The organism is Prochlorococcus marinus str. MIT 9107 (assembly GCF_000759855.1).
GTDB lineage: Bacteria > Cyanobacteriota > Cyanobacteriia > PCC-6307 > Cyanobiaceae > Prochlorococcus_A > Prochlorococcus_A marinus_N.
The window spans coordinates 229,143-243,133 of record NZ_JNAI01000009.1 but is presented as its reverse complement, the minus strand read 5'-3'; the positions used below and the strand labels follow the sequence as shown (position 1 = coordinate 243,133).

The 13,991-nt window shown below is 27.8% G+C and carries 24 protein-coding genes; 8 read left to right on the top strand and 16 right to left on the bottom strand.

Annotated features, from left to right (window positions below; all coding sequences use genetic code 11):
* The first annotated feature begins 311 nt into the window (after positions 1-311).
* The gene (locus EU92_RS10015) at positions 312-458 is read left to right on the top strand and encodes a hypothetical protein (protein WP_193741731.1); all 147 of its coding nucleotides are present in this window, start codon (positions 312-314) and stop codon (positions 456-458) included.
* Positions 459-627: 169 nt separating this feature from the next.
* On the opposite strand, the gene EU92_RS02050 is transcribed toward EU92_RS10015, so the two are convergent.
* From EU92_RS02050 to EU92_RS02065, 5 genes are all read right to left on the bottom strand, one after another.
* On the bottom strand, positions 628-930 hold the full coding sequence (locus tag EU92_RS02050; RefSeq protein WP_032513458.1) for a hypothetical protein: 303 nt from the start codon (positions 928-930) through the stop codon (positions 628-630).
* Positions 931-1,142: 212 nt separating this feature from the next.
* On the bottom strand, positions 1,143-1,382 hold the full coding sequence (locus tag EU92_RS10210; RefSeq protein ID WP_241432579.1) for a hypothetical protein: 240 nt from the start codon (positions 1,380-1,382) through the stop codon (positions 1,143-1,145).
* 196 nt (positions 1,383-1,578) lie between these two features.
* Positions 1,579-1,860, bottom strand: coding sequence for a translation initiation factor IF-2 N-terminal domain-containing protein (locus EU92_RS02055; protein ID WP_032513459.1), 282 nt, complete (start codon positions 1,858-1,860; stop codon positions 1,579-1,581).
* Between the two features lie 106 nt (positions 1,861-1,966).
* The gene (locus EU92_RS02060; RefSeq protein ID WP_032513460.1) at positions 1,967-3,286 is read right to left on the bottom strand and encodes a DUF2130 domain-containing protein; all 1,320 of its coding nucleotides are present in this window, start codon (positions 3,284-3,286) and stop codon (positions 1,967-1,969) included.
* Between the two features lie 130 nt (positions 3,287-3,416).
* Positions 3,417-3,785, bottom strand: a complete 369-nt coding sequence (locus EU92_RS02065; protein ID WP_032513461.1) for a hypothetical protein — start codon at positions 3,783-3,785, stop codon at positions 3,417-3,419.
* A gap of 227 nt (positions 3,786-4,012) precedes the next feature.
* On the opposite strand from EU92_RS02065, the gene EU92_RS02070 reads away from it, so the two are divergent.
* A complete protein-coding gene (locus EU92_RS02070; RefSeq protein ID WP_032513462.1) occupies positions 4,013-4,216 on the top strand; it encodes a hypothetical protein in 204 nt (67 codons plus the stop codon).
* 46 nt (positions 4,217-4,262) lie between these two features.
* Here EU92_RS02070 and EU92_RS10010 read toward each other — a convergent pair whose 3' ends face one another.
* Positions 4,263-4,436 carry a hypothetical protein gene (locus EU92_RS10010; protein WP_193741732.1) on the bottom strand — a complete coding sequence of 58 codons (174 nt, stop codon included), beginning with the start codon at positions 4,434-4,436 and terminating at the stop codon, positions 4,263-4,265.
* A gap of 136 nt (positions 4,437-4,572) precedes the next feature.
* Here EU92_RS10010 and EU92_RS0109205 point away from each other — a divergent pair, with 136 nt between their 5' ends.
* The gene (locus EU92_RS0109205) at positions 4,573-4,779 is read left to right on the top strand and encodes a hypothetical protein (RefSeq protein WP_032513463.1); all 207 of its coding nucleotides are present in this window, start codon (positions 4,573-4,575) and stop codon (positions 4,777-4,779) included.
* A gap of 15 nt (positions 4,780-4,794) precedes the next feature.
* Here the strand turns inward: EU92_RS0109205 and EU92_RS02075 are convergent, their stop codons facing one another.
* Positions 4,795-4,989 carry a hypothetical protein gene (locus tag EU92_RS02075; RefSeq protein WP_032513464.1) on the bottom strand — a complete coding sequence of 65 codons (195 nt, stop codon included), beginning with the start codon at positions 4,987-4,989 and terminating at the stop codon, positions 4,795-4,797.
* Positions 4,990-5,127: 138 nt separating this feature from the next.
* Between EU92_RS02075 and EU92_RS02080 the strand changes: the two genes are divergently transcribed.
* Positions 5,128-5,310, top strand: coding sequence for a hypothetical protein (locus EU92_RS02080; protein ID WP_032513466.1), 183 nt, complete (start codon positions 5,128-5,130; stop codon positions 5,308-5,310).
* 307 nt (positions 5,311-5,617) lie between these two features.
* Here the strand turns inward: EU92_RS02080 and EU92_RS02085 are convergent, their stop codons facing one another.
* From EU92_RS02085 to EU92_RS02095, 3 genes are all read right to left on the bottom strand, one after another.
* Entirely contained in the window at positions 5,618-5,968 is a 351-nt protein-coding gene (locus tag EU92_RS02085) for a hypothetical protein (protein WP_032513468.1), read from the bottom strand.
* A 43-nt stretch (positions 5,969-6,011) separates the two neighbouring features.
* A complete protein-coding gene (locus tag EU92_RS10005; protein WP_193741733.1) occupies positions 6,012-6,188 on the bottom strand; it encodes a hypothetical protein in 177 nt (58 codons plus the stop codon).
* An 82-nt stretch (positions 6,189-6,270) separates the two neighbouring features.
* On the bottom strand, positions 6,271-6,708 hold the full coding sequence (locus EU92_RS02095; RefSeq protein WP_032513471.1) for a hypothetical protein: 438 nt from the start codon (positions 6,706-6,708) through the stop codon (positions 6,271-6,273).
* 211 nt (positions 6,709-6,919) lie between these two features.
* Here EU92_RS02095 and EU92_RS02100 point away from each other — a divergent pair, with 211 nt between their 5' ends.
* The gene (locus tag EU92_RS02100; RefSeq protein WP_241432578.1) at positions 6,920-7,111 is read left to right on the top strand and encodes a hypothetical protein; all 192 of its coding nucleotides are present in this window, start codon (positions 6,920-6,922) and stop codon (positions 7,109-7,111) included.
* A 7-nt stretch (positions 7,112-7,118) separates the two neighbouring features.
* On the opposite strand, the gene EU92_RS02105 is transcribed toward EU92_RS02100, so the two are convergent.
* Both EU92_RS02105 and EU92_RS02110 read right to left on the bottom strand, forming a co-directional pair.
* Positions 7,119-7,325 (bottom strand): hypothetical protein, encoded by a 207-nt coding sequence (locus tag EU92_RS02105; RefSeq protein ID WP_032513473.1) that lies wholly within the window; start codon positions 7,323-7,325, stop codon positions 7,119-7,121.
* 40 nt (positions 7,326-7,365) lie between these two features.
* Positions 7,366-7,644: a DUF2103 domain-containing protein gene (locus tag EU92_RS02110; protein ID WP_032513474.1), complete on the bottom strand. Its 279-nt coding sequence runs from the start codon at positions 7,642-7,644 to the stop codon at positions 7,366-7,368.
* 114 nt (positions 7,645-7,758) lie between these two features.
* Here EU92_RS02110 and petN point away from each other — a divergent pair, with 114 nt between their 5' ends.
* Entirely contained in the window at positions 7,759-7,860 is a 102-nt protein-coding gene (petN, locus tag EU92_RS0109200) for a cytochrome b6-f complex subunit PetN (RefSeq protein WP_032513475.1), read from the top strand.
* Positions 7,861-8,008: 148 nt separating this feature from the next.
* Here the strand turns inward: petN and psb29 are convergent, their stop codons facing one another.
* Positions 8,009-8,656, bottom strand: a complete 648-nt coding sequence (gene psb29 / locus EU92_RS02115; protein ID WP_032513476.1) for a photosystem II biogenesis protein Psp29 — start codon at positions 8,654-8,656, stop codon at positions 8,009-8,011.
* Between the two features lie 32 nt (positions 8,657-8,688).
* On the opposite strand from psb29, the gene clpP reads away from it, so the two are divergent.
* Positions 8,689-9,279, top strand: coding sequence for an ATP-dependent Clp endopeptidase proteolytic subunit ClpP (gene clpP / locus EU92_RS02120; protein WP_275040539.1), 591 nt, complete (start codon positions 8,689-8,691; stop codon positions 9,277-9,279).
* On the opposite strand, the gene ftsH is transcribed toward clpP, so the two are convergent.
* Entirely contained in the window at positions 9,276-11,189 is a 1,914-nt protein-coding gene (ftsH, locus tag EU92_RS02125) for an ATP-dependent zinc metalloprotease FtsH (protein WP_032513478.1), read from the bottom strand. The genes clpP and ftsH overlap by 4 nt on opposite strands.
* A gap of 107 nt (positions 11,190-11,296) precedes the next feature.
* On the opposite strand from ftsH, the gene EU92_RS02130 reads away from it, so the two are divergent.
* Positions 11,297-11,506, top strand: coding sequence for an NAD(P)H dehydrogenase assembly family protein (locus EU92_RS02130; RefSeq protein WP_032513480.1), 210 nt, complete (start codon positions 11,297-11,299; stop codon positions 11,504-11,506).
* 1 nt (position 11,507) lies between these two features.
* Here the strand turns inward: EU92_RS02130 and EU92_RS02135 are convergent, their stop codons facing one another.
* On the bottom strand, positions 11,508-12,725 hold the full coding sequence (locus EU92_RS02135) for a M16 family metallopeptidase (RefSeq protein ID WP_032513481.1): 1,218 nt from the start codon (positions 12,723-12,725) through the stop codon (positions 11,508-11,510).
* Entirely contained in the window at positions 12,722-13,984 is a 1,263-nt protein-coding gene (locus EU92_RS02140; protein ID WP_032513499.1) for a M16 family metallopeptidase, read from the bottom strand. The genes EU92_RS02135 and EU92_RS02140 overlap by 4 nt, the downstream gene beginning before the upstream one ends.
* Between the last annotated feature and the right edge of the window lie 7 nt (positions 13,985-13,991).

Genomic DNA, 13,991 nt, shown 5'->3' with positions numbered 1-13,991 from the left:
TTCTAATTTAAAAATTAAATGTTGAAAAACTTTCCTTTTCTACCATTCTTGATTTTCGCTGGTGCCTTAATTACAACTGCAACTATAGGCTTGCCTGTATTTACTTCATGATTCAAAAATTTTTCTAATTTAGATAATCTTATGATTTCAATAATAAATAAAGTATTTATTGGAAGTTCTCAAAAAAACAATAATAAGCGGAAATTTATTTGACTTTATGAAAAAAAGAGAGAATATTGGTCTGTGTGTTACTAAAAATTTGTTTCAAAACCAATTATTTTTTAAAGTAGTTTCTTTCTAATTTATTTATCATGGATAAAACTAAAGAACAGTTAGAAAAATTAAGAGATGTAGCAGAAGCATCTCTAACAAAAACGGATGAACTTCAGAAAGTTCTTGCTCAAATTGAAGCTTTAATGTCTAGAGAAGAATCACAAACATTATCAAAGAAGAAATAATTAAAAATATTTTGTACTTTTAATTACATCTCTAAAATCAAATAGAAGTTATTAATTAAATATGCAGTACCCGTTCCAAAGGTTTTCTGTTAGGTTTCGAGGTCTCGCCTTCTTTAAGTAAAAGTCCTCTTTTATTATTATTTTTATTAAATTCTTATCTTCTCCCTATTTAGTTGATGACTTTATAGACTTCTCTCTTGCAGACATTTACGTCGAATGATTCGATATTAACAACCTCTAACCCTGTTTTTTCTGTAACTTTAACAGTTGCATTGCATTCATCTTGTTTAAGAGCCAAATAAGTCGGCTTTTTATTGTTAGTTTTTAACTCAATATTAGATTGGGTTTCTTCTTTATATTTTTCCATTACGAGTGTAAGGGCCTCTATCTCGACGGAAAAATTTTCATTTGCGTATGTCCCAAGAGGAACTATAAGAAATGGAAATAAAATCAAGTATATGAATTTTTTCATTTCTATAAAATCCGTTTATTTTTTTTATAACGTGAATTGGCTTTTGAAGGAAGAGTCATTATATGTATTTAATTTTGGTCATCTACTTATTCATTAGTAGAAAATACCTAATTATAAGATAAATGAAGAAAATGTTAAATGAGACTTTTAAGTATAAATTAGTATATTTAATTAAAAAATTAATGCAGCTTATTAGAAATTTTTCTTAAGAATTATATTTCGATAATTTCCTCTTCAGAAACAATTGCCCATTTTTTAAATAACTTTCTACAGGGATAATCTCCTGTTAAGTCTCCAAATGCAGGCAAAAATAAAGTATTTCTATCCATTGCAAAATATCTAAAAGATAATTTATCACCATTGCTTCTTAAAAAGAGTTTTGGATGATAATGTCCACAAATATTCAAAGTTTTACTACCTGTTGAATTGACAGGCTCAGGGCTAAAAGTCATGTTTTTATTTTTTTTTGTATCAAAAATTTTTATATTTTTAAGATTACAACCTACATCATGATTTCCTCTTAAACTTCAACATTAGTTTTGAGAAGCTCTGTAAGATCTTCAACTTTTTGTTGAAGAGTTTTATCTATTGAATATTTACTATGGAATAAATCTCCTAAAATTATTAACTTTTCATGACTATATTTTTTTACGATTTGCGAATAAGTCTGTTTGCGAAAAAATTTATCTTTACTTTTTCTTTAATTATTCTGGCACTGTTTTTTTCTTTACTTTCATTATTATTAAGATTGACTATTTCATCTGATACATTTTTGCCAGTTTCAAAATAACTTTTAATTTTTTCGAATTCTTCTTTATTTAATCTCTTTGTAGCAGCTTTGGCATTGATTCCAAGTTTCTTGCAGGCAAGTAATATCCTATTACTTTCAAGATTAAGATCTTTAGCAATTGTGAAAATTGGCGTGTTCATAGACTTTATTTTCTTTACTATGGAATTTATTATTAATAATAGATTTATAAATTAGTAATTAAATGTATTTTTAACTATTATTAATTTGAAATTTTTCTTGATTTAATTAAGCTACTTCTTCATCAAAATTTTCTAAATCATTAAACCTTTTTTTCATGGTTGGGTTATTTCTAGTTAATTTCTTTACAGTTAAATCTTGAGATTTGCTGTCAGCGGATAAAAGGTGTTTTTTTGAAAGATTTAAAGCTTCTTTAGTTTTTTGCAAATGGGTTATTGATTTATCTATTTCTGAAATCGCATCATTAAACCTGTCTTGGGCTAGAGATACATTTTTACCAACTGCATCTTTAAATTGCTCAAGAGTACTTTCAAAATTTGTTATGTCATAGTTTTCGCGTTTCATTAAATCAATTTGTGATTTATATTTTAAAGCCTCCATAGATGCGTTTCTAAGAAGAGAAATAATTGGCAAAAAGAATTGTGGCCTTATGACATACATCTTTGGATATCTATGGGAAACATCTACTATTCCGGTATTATATAATTCACTATCAGGTTCTAGAAGCGAAACAAGTACTGCATACTCACATGATTTTTGTCTTCTGTCTTTATCTAGTTCTTTTAAAAAATCTTCGTTTTTTCTTTTATTAGTTCCATTCAAACTCTCATTCTTCATTTCAAACATTATGGATACTATTTCAATTCTATTATTATCAAATTCTCTAAATATATAGTCACCTTTACTTCCTGAAGTAGCATCATTATCCTTTTCAAAATATGAATTTTTAAAAGCGGTAGCGCGATTAAGATTAAATTGAGTTTCGCAATGGATTTCTAGGGTTTCTCCAATCATCTTTGTAGACAATTTAGATTTCATTTCTCTTAGCTCCTGAATAGTCAGGTCCCTTTCACTAATTTTGCTTTTAAACTTTTCTTCAATTAATTTTTCATTAATTGACTGTTCAAGTTTCATTTTTTCAATGGAATTTATTAGAGATGAGTTTTTATGTTCTAAATTAGAAACAGCTTCATTTATTTTATTTTTTAAGGATAATTCTGAAATTAAAGACTGGTTTTTGATTTCATCCTTTAATTTGTTCAATTCATTATTAAGTGAATTCACTTTATTTGTTGCTTGATTTCTTAAATCATTTAAGGCATTTATTTTTTTTTCTTCTGCAATATTTAATTTAGATTCAAGAGCCTGGATCTCAACTTCTTTAATTTGATTTTGCTCAATTAACTTTATTTTTAATTCTCTTTTTAAGATTTCTAAAGCTTTTTTATTATCTTCTTCAGCCAGTTGAAGTCTTTCTTTTATTTGTTTATTAAATTCTTCATCTTTTATTTGAAGAAGTATTTCTTCAAAGCTGCTGGGATCAATTTTAAAGGTTTTGCCGCATGAAGGACATTTAATATCTTTCATTTTTTAATTACAAAATTAGTGTTAGGAGGGATTTAATATTCCAATTTAGTAAAAAGAATATTCTTCTTGACTAAGAATAAACAATGATTCAATATTGTGCACAAAGAAATAAAAAAATTATTATTGGAGGTTATATTAATCCAGACTCTTTAAGAATATTAATTTTATTTGCTAATTCGATATCTGCAGATGATATTGAACGATCTAATTTTTTGTGAGAAGAAACTGTGTAGCCACTATCATCAACAAATTCATCTTCTGGATCATTTAAATTAACTTTTTCATTCTTTAAATCTTTGTAATTATCAGATTTGTATAAGTTTGATTTACTAGTATTCCTGTATCCAAAATTTGCAATTCCTCTAGCACCTAAGGCTTCCTCAACTAATAACCCTACAACTTTAGATCTACTTATAGATTCACTTTTTGATATTTCATCAATAATTTCAAGTACCCTTTTTCTTGGAAGATATCCGATTCTTTTAACTTTATTTTCCATAAATTTTTACATATGTCATTATTGTAACACTTCTGTCAAATATGATCATATCTTAATTGATAGTATTAATTTGAAGTTAAGTAATCAAAGAACTTGTAATTTTAAAAAAGCTTTCAATTAAAGATATCTATTAAATTAGTGTTAAAGTTTGTCTTATATCCTTCCTGTAATTACTCTCTTAGACATGTTCAAAATTTTAAAATCATTTAATTCAGATTAAAAATCTTATGAATGATAAACTCTATGATAATGCTGACAGCTTTGCCATTTCATTTGATGAGGTATGGGAAAATATTGATTGTGAGGACTCACAATTAAAAATAGATAAAGTATTTGAATTTTTAGCTGATCATCCTTTTTTAGTTTCTAATCCAGAAAATGCTAGAAAATTGGCCGAATTTAGGATATTTTCATTAAAGAAATTTCAATAACTATTTTTATTTTATTTAATTATTCTAGTTAATTAATATTTGAGATTTACATAATTGGTGAATTAAAGAATCCCTTGCTATATAAAAATATTGCTATGCCTATTATTGGACCTATTCCAAATATAAAAAGGACTAATTTTGCAGAACTTTTTGTTTGACCTAATTCTTGATTTTTTTTATTTAATTTAGGTTTAATTTTTCTAGACTTTTTGTTTTTCATGAAAAATATACTACTACATTGCAAGATTGAAAATTTTTGAAAATTTACTAAATAAATAATGTTTTCCAATACAGCTTAATTTAATTAGGCATGACAAAAACCTCATAATGTATAATGGATTTAATTTAAGGCAAATATGAGTGCAACTAAGAGAGAGGAAGTAAGTTCTCACCTTAGATATATTAGGTTAGAGCTTAGAGAAATGCATCAAATGCTTATAAAAGACGATTTATTGCCAGATCCAAATGAGGCAAAGGAAGTTCATGCTCAACTTGATGCTTTACTGGATTTATTATCAGATAAAAAAGTAAGAAAGATAAAAACTCAATTTGGGGATTTCTAAATCAACAGAATTTAATTATAAATAATTTTTAGCTGATTCAATTTTTTTGCGATTATCATGCATATTTTCGAGTTTGTTGTATATTTCTTTAATTTGAATTTGTAATAAATCCGTTGAATTCATATTGCTTAAAGCTTCCATTGCAGAAAGAAGACTGTCTTTCGCCTCAATCAAATGTCTACATTCTTTACTTCCAGCTTCGTATGACATGATAATATTTAAAGTCTAATTATCACAAATATATAAAAAATAGTTCAGTATTGCATTATACCCTTATAAATTAATACTTATTTATTGTCATTTATAATACAGATTTGGTAATCACTTTTACTAAAATAAAAGAAAAAAATGCAACAATATTCTAAAAATTGCGAATTCTCTATTAATTTAGCTATGGATAATGCCAGAAAAAGAATAAAACTACTAAGTGATTCTGATAAAAAGTGTGTTTTAGAAGAGTATAAAGAATGGATCAGTGATGGTTTAAGCAATAATTCTGTTTTATTTCTTAGAGACGACCCAATTATCTAAAATGTAAGAAATATTTTTCAATTCTTTGCATTTGAAGTAACCTTATATAAAAAATAGAGGCTAACAATAAAAGTAATCATTAGCACGATAGTTAAAGACGAAAAATTATACATATTCACATCCAAATTTTAAATTTATAATAACATTTTCTATTATATTTTCTTCTAATTTATTTTTATTTTAAAAGTGATGAGATAAATTTCTTTAAGGATTCTTTTTCTAAAATAATTTCTTTGGCTTTGTATTTTTTTAATTTTTTAAAAATTAAATCTACTAAATATTCTGATTTTGGATTCATAAAACAAAATTATTTTTCTAATAAATAAATTTTCTCTTCTCCAATTTTATCAGGTTTTGTTATTTTACATCCTTTATCTTTTTCCATATCACAATCTTTTGTAGAAGGGACAGATTTCCAAGTGCAAATTTTTTCTTGAGAATATTCCTTTAAGATAATCCATCCATCATCTAAATATTTAGAAATCCCATCTTCTCCACAAGAAAATTTTATTTCCATTCTTGTCGATTCTGAAATTTCATTCTCTTTAGTACTTTCTTCAGAATTAATTTCAGGGGATTCTTTATTTATTGATGTTTTACATGAAGTTAAGACAAAAAACATTAAAAATATTTGTGAAAGTTGTTTTATTCTTTTCATTTTATTTTGGCTTTTAATTGTAATAAGCTTTTAAAATTATAGTTTATTTTGATTCTATTAACTTTAATAGTTGATCCATTTTATTCATCAATATTTTTATTTCATCTGGCTGAGGCAATATCAATTCGTCTGTTACAGATAAGTGCATTTTTTTTAAATTTTGCCTTAATTCTTTTAAATGCATTTTTACGTTTTCTTTCTTTTGGCTTATATCAGACATAGGATTAAATTTAATCTTAATTAAACTCAAAGTAGCAATTGTACTTTAATATAGTTGGTTAATTCAAAATAAAGAGAAAATTTTAATTATTTAAATTTTCAATTTTGTTAATTTCGTTTCCACCATAACAAAAATTTGTTGATAACATTCTTAACTCTTTTTTATTAATCCGAATTATATTTTTATTTTTAATAATGTAGTTTTTAGCAATTTTTTCACAATCTAATTTATTTTTTGCATGTTTAATAACTGGATAAAAATATGAGAATGTGGCTAACCCAAACAAAATTAATATTATTAATTTTTTATTATTAATTATAATTTCTTTCGATTTCTTTTTTGTCCTTAATATTTTTATTAGTAAATTATCTGGCAATCCTATTTGAACAAATAAAAACTCTACCCACCATGGAAGATCATTATTACTCTTTTTGTTGCGGTTCTCAGAAGTATTCATTTTCTTGGATTCATGATTTTGGTTTCTAACAACTTTAGGATTACTTGTTTCTTTTTTATTCATATCATCGAATAATATACTTGGAATGTAGGAGTTTTATTTTGATTTGGAAACTATATTTTTATTTTATAAGTTTTAATTTAATTTATCTATGAATTTGAGTATTGTAAATTGGAATTCAAAATAAAAATTATAGATGAAAAAAAAAAGAAGGAAGCTAAATAAAGATTTTGAGAAGAAAATATATTCATCAAAAAAAAATGTCGAATTGGTTTTGGCCAAAATCTATGATATTGATGATGAAGATATACAAACGGAATATATGAGCGCGTTTAACAAGGTTGTCTACTTATATGACAAAGTAAATGAAGATTATGATCAACATGGATTTCATGATATTTCTGAAGGACTTCTGGAAAATTATAATGATGCTTTTAATCTTTTTGAATCAGAATTTGAAATTTAAATTCTCATTACCTTTTATAAGGTATTACTGGGATTTCAATAAAATTACCTTTTTTTAGAAGATACCTTTTATCTTTTAAATTTTTTATGCAAGTTGATTCTCTTATTTCTTTTCTGCAAATATTTTTTATTTGGTAATCAGTAAGCGAGAATGACTTATCCACCCCCAATAGCAAAACAAATAAAAACAAAGAAAAATTAAATACTATTTTCATTGATTTTCTACTTAGCAAATTTTTATTATTATTTATTAAATTACTTGATATTGTAAGATTCTATAATTTGTTTTAATTCATCTTTACTTAAATCTGTTGAAATAAAAACTTCTTGGGCTGTTTTACCCTTTCTTGCGATGGCTTTATATCCGTTTATAGTTTTTACTGATAATCTAATGATCAATTTAGAAGATCTACCCCTTACTCTTGATATCGCTGCAGGAGTTATAGTATTAATGTTTGTGTTAAGGACTAACTTTTTAAGAATTGGAATTAGACCTTCGATGTTAGAACTATGATTTAATACTAATCTGCCCAAATTTTTTATTTTTATTCTATTTGCTAAATTGTATTTCTGAGAAATTAACTTTAGATGAAAAATGATTAAAAAAAATTGAAGTTCTGTTATATTTATATAAGTGATTTAAATCTAATGATCTTTCAAATAGGATGGGCTTCTTTAGCTGCTATTTTTACTTTCTCAATCGCAATGGTTGTTTGGGGAAGAAATGGTGACGGCTCAATTGACATATGATTTCATTTTTAACTTTTGAAGTCTATTTAAGTAAATTTCTTATTATTACGTCATTAGTTTTACTCATATCTATAACATTAGCTGTAATTTATATTTCTTATATCTCTTGGAAGGATAAAAAAAGGTTAAAAAAATAATCTTATTGCTATTAATCTTTTTTCTTATCCTTTATTCTTAGTTCTTCTATCAGTTCTTTAGCTTGTTCCATTTTGGATATGCTGCTTTTGTAAATTCCAATATCTTTTTCTGCTTTATTACTAGATAATTTTAAGTTCTCAAAAATATCAGTCATCATCTTATTCATCTCAGATTCATTTCCATCTTTGAAATCTTTTGAATTTGAAATTAGTATATATACTCCTAAGTTTAATATCCTTGAAGGATAAAGTTTGGAATTATTTTTTTCTTTTAATAACTTTAATGTATCTTTTGATGATTTATCCTTAAATTCCTCTTGAGATTTTTGAGAGATCTCTTTTATTTCCTTCGCTTTAAAATTCGTAGAACTACATAATGATTCGAAAAGTAAATCTAAATGATTCTCAGGTTTGTATCCTTTCATTAATACTTTGAATGTTTCAGCCAGGCCAATACAAAAGAGATAATCCTGTGCAAATTCATTTTGATGATTTAAAAGATTTAGCTCAACAAGCATTTCATCAACTATTCTTTTATAGAGTCCAGGTATGACATAAGGAAATTGTTCATGAAATAACTTTTTGCTATCTGAAACAGTCAATTTTTCTTTCAATTTTTTATATGTAAACCTTAATAAGGTTAGCGTATGTTGACTCAATATCGTTAATATCTAATAAACAAATAAATATTATTATGATCCCTTTAGTTTTAGAAGAATCTGGTGGTAGTGAAAGAGTCTTTGATATTTATTCAAGATTATTAAGAGAGAGAATAATCTTTTTAGGAGAACAAGTTACTAGTGAAACTGCCAATAGAATTGTTGCTCAATTATTATTCCTTGAAGCAGAGGATCCTGAGAAGGATATCTACATGTATATAAATTCTCCAGGAGGATCTGTCTACGATGGTTTAGGCATTTTCGACACAATGCAACATGTTAAGCCAGATATACATACAGTTTGTGTGGGGTTGGCAGCTAGCATGGGTGCTTTCTTATTGGCTGCAGGTACTAAAGGTAAAAGAAGCAGTCTTAGACATTCAAGAATAATGATTCATCAACCACTTGGAGGTGCAAGAGGTCAAGCCAGCGACATAAGAATTCAGGCAGATGAAATTTTGTTTTTAAAAGAACGTCTTAATACTGAATTATCAGAAAGGACTGGTAAAGACTATGAAACTGTTAAAGAAGATACTGATAGAGATTTTTATATGTCTCCAACAGAGGCTGTTGAGTATGGATTAATAGATCTAGTATTGGATAAAAAACCTGTTCAAGATTAGCTTAATAATTGGGGTGTTCTATCTTTCTCAGGAATAGTAGTGAATTTTGAGAGAATATTTACAAATTCTTCACCATCTAGTGTTTCTTTTTCTATTAGTAAGTCAACAATTTTATCCATAGCTTCTCTATTTTGGCTGACTATAGAGTAAGTTTCTTTATAACAGTCCTTGACCATTACTCTTACACTTTCATCGATTTGTTTGGATATTGAATCAGAAACTTCACTTCTTGTCATCAAATCTCTACCAACAAAAACCTCTTGATTGCCACCCTCTAGAGCAATAGGACCTAAGTTACTCATTCCAAATCTAGTTACCATTTGGCGTGCCATAGAAGCAACTTGTTGGAAATCCCCACCAGCTCCTGTCGTAATTTCACCTTTGCCAAAAACAACGTCTTCTGCGGCTCTCCCTCCTAACGCGCCCATTATTCTAGCTTTTAATTGAGCTCTACTAACGAGGGTTTGTTCATCATCTGGAGTGAACCATGTTAGTCCCTTCGCTTGACCTCTTGGAATGACGGTTAGTTTTTGAACAGGATCATGAGCTTTTACTAGCGAACCAATTAGAGCATGTCCAACCTCATGATAAGCAATTAATCTTTTGCTTCTGCCATCTGTTAAAGGAGAACCCTCCATCCCAGCGACTATCCTATCTACAGAATCATCAATTTCTGAAATGCTGATTGAATCTTTTCTTCTTCTCGCTGTTAGGATGGCCGCCTCATTTAATAAATTTGCTAAATCTGCTCCAGTAAAGCCTGGAGTTCTTCTGGCAATACTTTCAAGAGTTAAATCTTTTTGAAGTTTTTTATTCCTTGCATGTACTTCAAGTATTGATAGTCTCCCTTTTATATCTGGCGCATCTACGGTTACTTGCCTGTCAAATCTTCCTGGTCTCATTAGGGCTGAATCTAAAACATCAGGTCTATTTGTTGCAGCGATTATTATTATGCCACTATTACCTTCGAATCCATCCATTTCAGTAAGCAGTTGATTGAGAGTTTGTTCTCTCTCATCATTACCTCCTCCAATACCAGCACCTCTTTGCCTCCCAACCGCATCAATTTCATCAATAAAGATTAAACAAGGACTATTTTCTTTAGCTCTTTTAAAAAGGTCTCTCACTCTACTCGCACCGACGCCAACAAACATCTCAACAAATTCTGAACCTGACAATGAAAAGAATGGTACTCCAGCTTCACCTGCAATTGCTTTTGCTAAAAGTGTTTTACCAGTTCCAGGAGGGCCAACTAATAAAACTCCTTTAGGAATTCTTGCTCCCACAGAAGTGAACTTTTCTGGTTTTTTTAGAAAAGTCACAACTTCTTCTAGATCCTGTTTCGCTTCGTTAACTCCTGCTACATCGTCAAATACAACCCCTGTTTCAGCTTCCATTGCGAATCTAGCCTTTGTTTTACCAAATTGCATTGCTTGGCCTGGACCTCCAGGCATGCCGTTAGATCTTCTAGCTAATAAAATTAGACCACCGATTAAAATAGCTGGGAAAAGTAAATTACCCAAAATTCCTAATGCAGGTGGAGCTGTTTTAACAGGATGTACATCAAAGCTAATTCCTTCATTCTTTAGATTGTTTATAAGTTCTGGTGTTAAGCCAGGTAGATCTACTCGCAATCTTTGAACTTTATTATCTAAATCTGAATCTATTGTCTCTATAACTGCATTTCTACCACCTTCAAAAATATCGACGGATGTAACCCTTCCTGAATTAATGTAATCTAAGAATCTTCCGTAACTAACTCTAGCTACCGCGGAATTTCTTGGCGCAATGGTTGTTCCATTTGATTTTAATGAATCAACATTGCTAGAAGATAAAAGTTGGTATGTAAGTGCAATTACTAAAAGTATAGGTAAAGCCCACAAAATTATTGTTTTAAATTTCTGATTCATTAATTTATAATTCGATAATTAACATATTCTAGAATGAATCACGGCGTTTCGTTGATGTTTTCTCTAACTTTATGCTTATATTACTCTTGAATGTATTCTTTTTATTGATGAAATTTGAGATCAAAGATAAGGTTAAGTTAATAGCTCCTGTCTCCTATCTGAAGACTTCAGATAATATGCCAATGCTTAGACCACCTGATTTAGTGGCTATTGAAGAAATTGGAGAAATCCTATCAATAAAATCTCTTGATACTGTTGAGGTAAAGTTTAGAAGAGGTTCTTTTTTAATCGATATCGATAAGATTGAAAAAATTTAATTCAAAAATTTTTCTTCCACCTTTTATTAATTTCTAAACATATTTTTTTATTGCCAGAGATACTCAAAAAAGGTCTCGAAAAATATTTATTGGTTAATTTAAAAATGTCTAATGAAGAAATTTCGTCTATTTTAGAATTGAAATCAATTTGCGAAATAGGTGATATCCCATAGCTAATTATTTGTATATTTCTCTGTAAAATTTCATCTAAAGATTGATTATTTAAAAGAAAAGAACTTTTTAATTTTTCTTTAGCTAAAAAAATTTCAGAATCAATCAATGGCTTTAAAAGTAAATTTTTCCATAGCGAAGACAAAAGTTCAAAAGCAAAAATGGAATTTTTATTAGATACTGATAAGTAAATTAAAAATGGCGCATTTTTACATCTAACAGGATTAAAAACACCCAGGTCGTAAGTTATGCCATTTTTTTCTCTAAAAAGTTTAAATAAAGCAGCAGTCATTCCATAAGATAAATAAGACTCTAAAACTTTAAGTGGCAAGTATTCACTACTTCTACGAGAACAAGTTTGATTCCCAATCATTATTATAGTTTGATTTGAATCATTATCAGTGTAATCAAACCTGCTATTAGAATCTAAATCATTATTTTGAGGACTTGATTTTTCTTTTAAGATCTTTTCATCATATGTGCCCAAATGCTCTCCATTTATTTCTGGATTGTTTGATATTAAAAACTTATTTCTTTTTTTGAAATTTTTAAACTCAGACAAAATATCTTTATAGGAAATTTTTAAGACATCATTGACATTACCAATTGTATTGAAAGCATAAGGGTGGCTTGAGTAAACAATTTTCCTCCATTTTTCAAAACAAATATTGAATGGATTCTCTTTATCTTTTTTAATCAAATCAATTGATGATTTTTTTACTTTTTGAAATTCACTTTCAGGAAGAATTGGCTTATTAATTATTAAATCCAATAAAGGGAGTAATTTGTTGAAATGTTCATTTAGGGATTTAATGCTTATTGAAATACCATCTTCAAAGACTTCTTGATTTAATTCTGCTCCATAGGACTCAATATATCCAGAAAGGGAAAAATTTTCAAAGCCTTCACATCCTCGGGTAAGTAACGAACATAGAATATTGTTTATCCCTTTTTTGCTAATACTATCCATATCACTACCACCTTTTATCCAGATTGAAGCAATTGAAAAATTTCTTTTTTTATTATTTAAAAAAAATCTTTTTATCATTTAGTAGATGACGCTATCAAAGTGAATTTATCTCCACTGATAAATCTTAAGATCTCTTTAAAATTATCCAAATCATTCCAATATTTCAAATAACTTTCTAATTTATAGATTGAAGATTTCCTTCCCCAAAGGAGTTCATTTCCAAAGAATGAGGAAAGTTGTGTAGATGTTTCTAAATTAAAAACATAATTACTTTTTACAATATTTATAGCTTTTTTTATTTCATCTAAAGTTAAAAGTTTATAATCTAAAAATTCATCTATTGTTTTATTAATTAGCTTTTCTACTAAATAAATATCTTTGTTTTCACAGCTTGCTTCCAATATTAATAATCCGCCTAATTCACCAGCACTAACATCTACATATACTGATTCAACAAGATTATTATCTTCTTTTAAAAATTTTACTAACCTGCTGTTTCTTCCTACAGATAGTATTGATGCTACAATTTCTAGTCCAATAATATTCTTTTGATCACTGAGGTTTGGAATAAACCAGGCCATAAGTATTCTTGAAAACTCTAAATTATCAAACTTTATTAATTCTCTACCATTTCTAATTTTTAAGAAAGGTTTGTTTTTGTAGTTATTAAAATTTTGATCATTACAAGTTGTTTTTTTTGCTATCCCAGATAAATCACTTTTTTCAAAAGTTTTATAAATATCTTCTGAGAGATTGCCTGCGATTGCTATGCAAATTTTCTCTTTAGTGTAGTTTTCCCTATGAAATTTTTCCAGGTCGTATATATTCAATTTTTTAATACTTTTTTCTGTTCCTAGTATCGGATTGGCATAATAAGAACTTAGCCAAACCCTTTTTAAAAAGTAATTAAATAATTTTTCTTCAGGCTGATCATTTTGTTGTTTTATTTCATCAATGACTACACCTTTTTCTTTTATGAATTCATCAGTATTAAAATCTGGAGAAATAACAATATTTGTCAAAAGAGCAAGTGATTCTCTAAAGTTATTTGGTGGAATGAGGACGTGGTAATGTACGTCATCATAACCCGTTGAAGCATTACTTAAACCTCCTAGGGATTCAATTTTATGGTCAAATTCACCTGGCATTATTTTCTTAGAGCCTTTAAATATCATATGTTCTAGAAAATGAGCAGTGCCATTTTTATCTACCTCCTCAAATGCAGAACCTGATTTGCACCAAATATCAATGCTTATAAGTGGCAATTCTTTATTATCCACAAATACACATCTAGTTTTGCTTGAATGGGTATAGTAGTTAACTTCGCCTACATTCATTAAATTT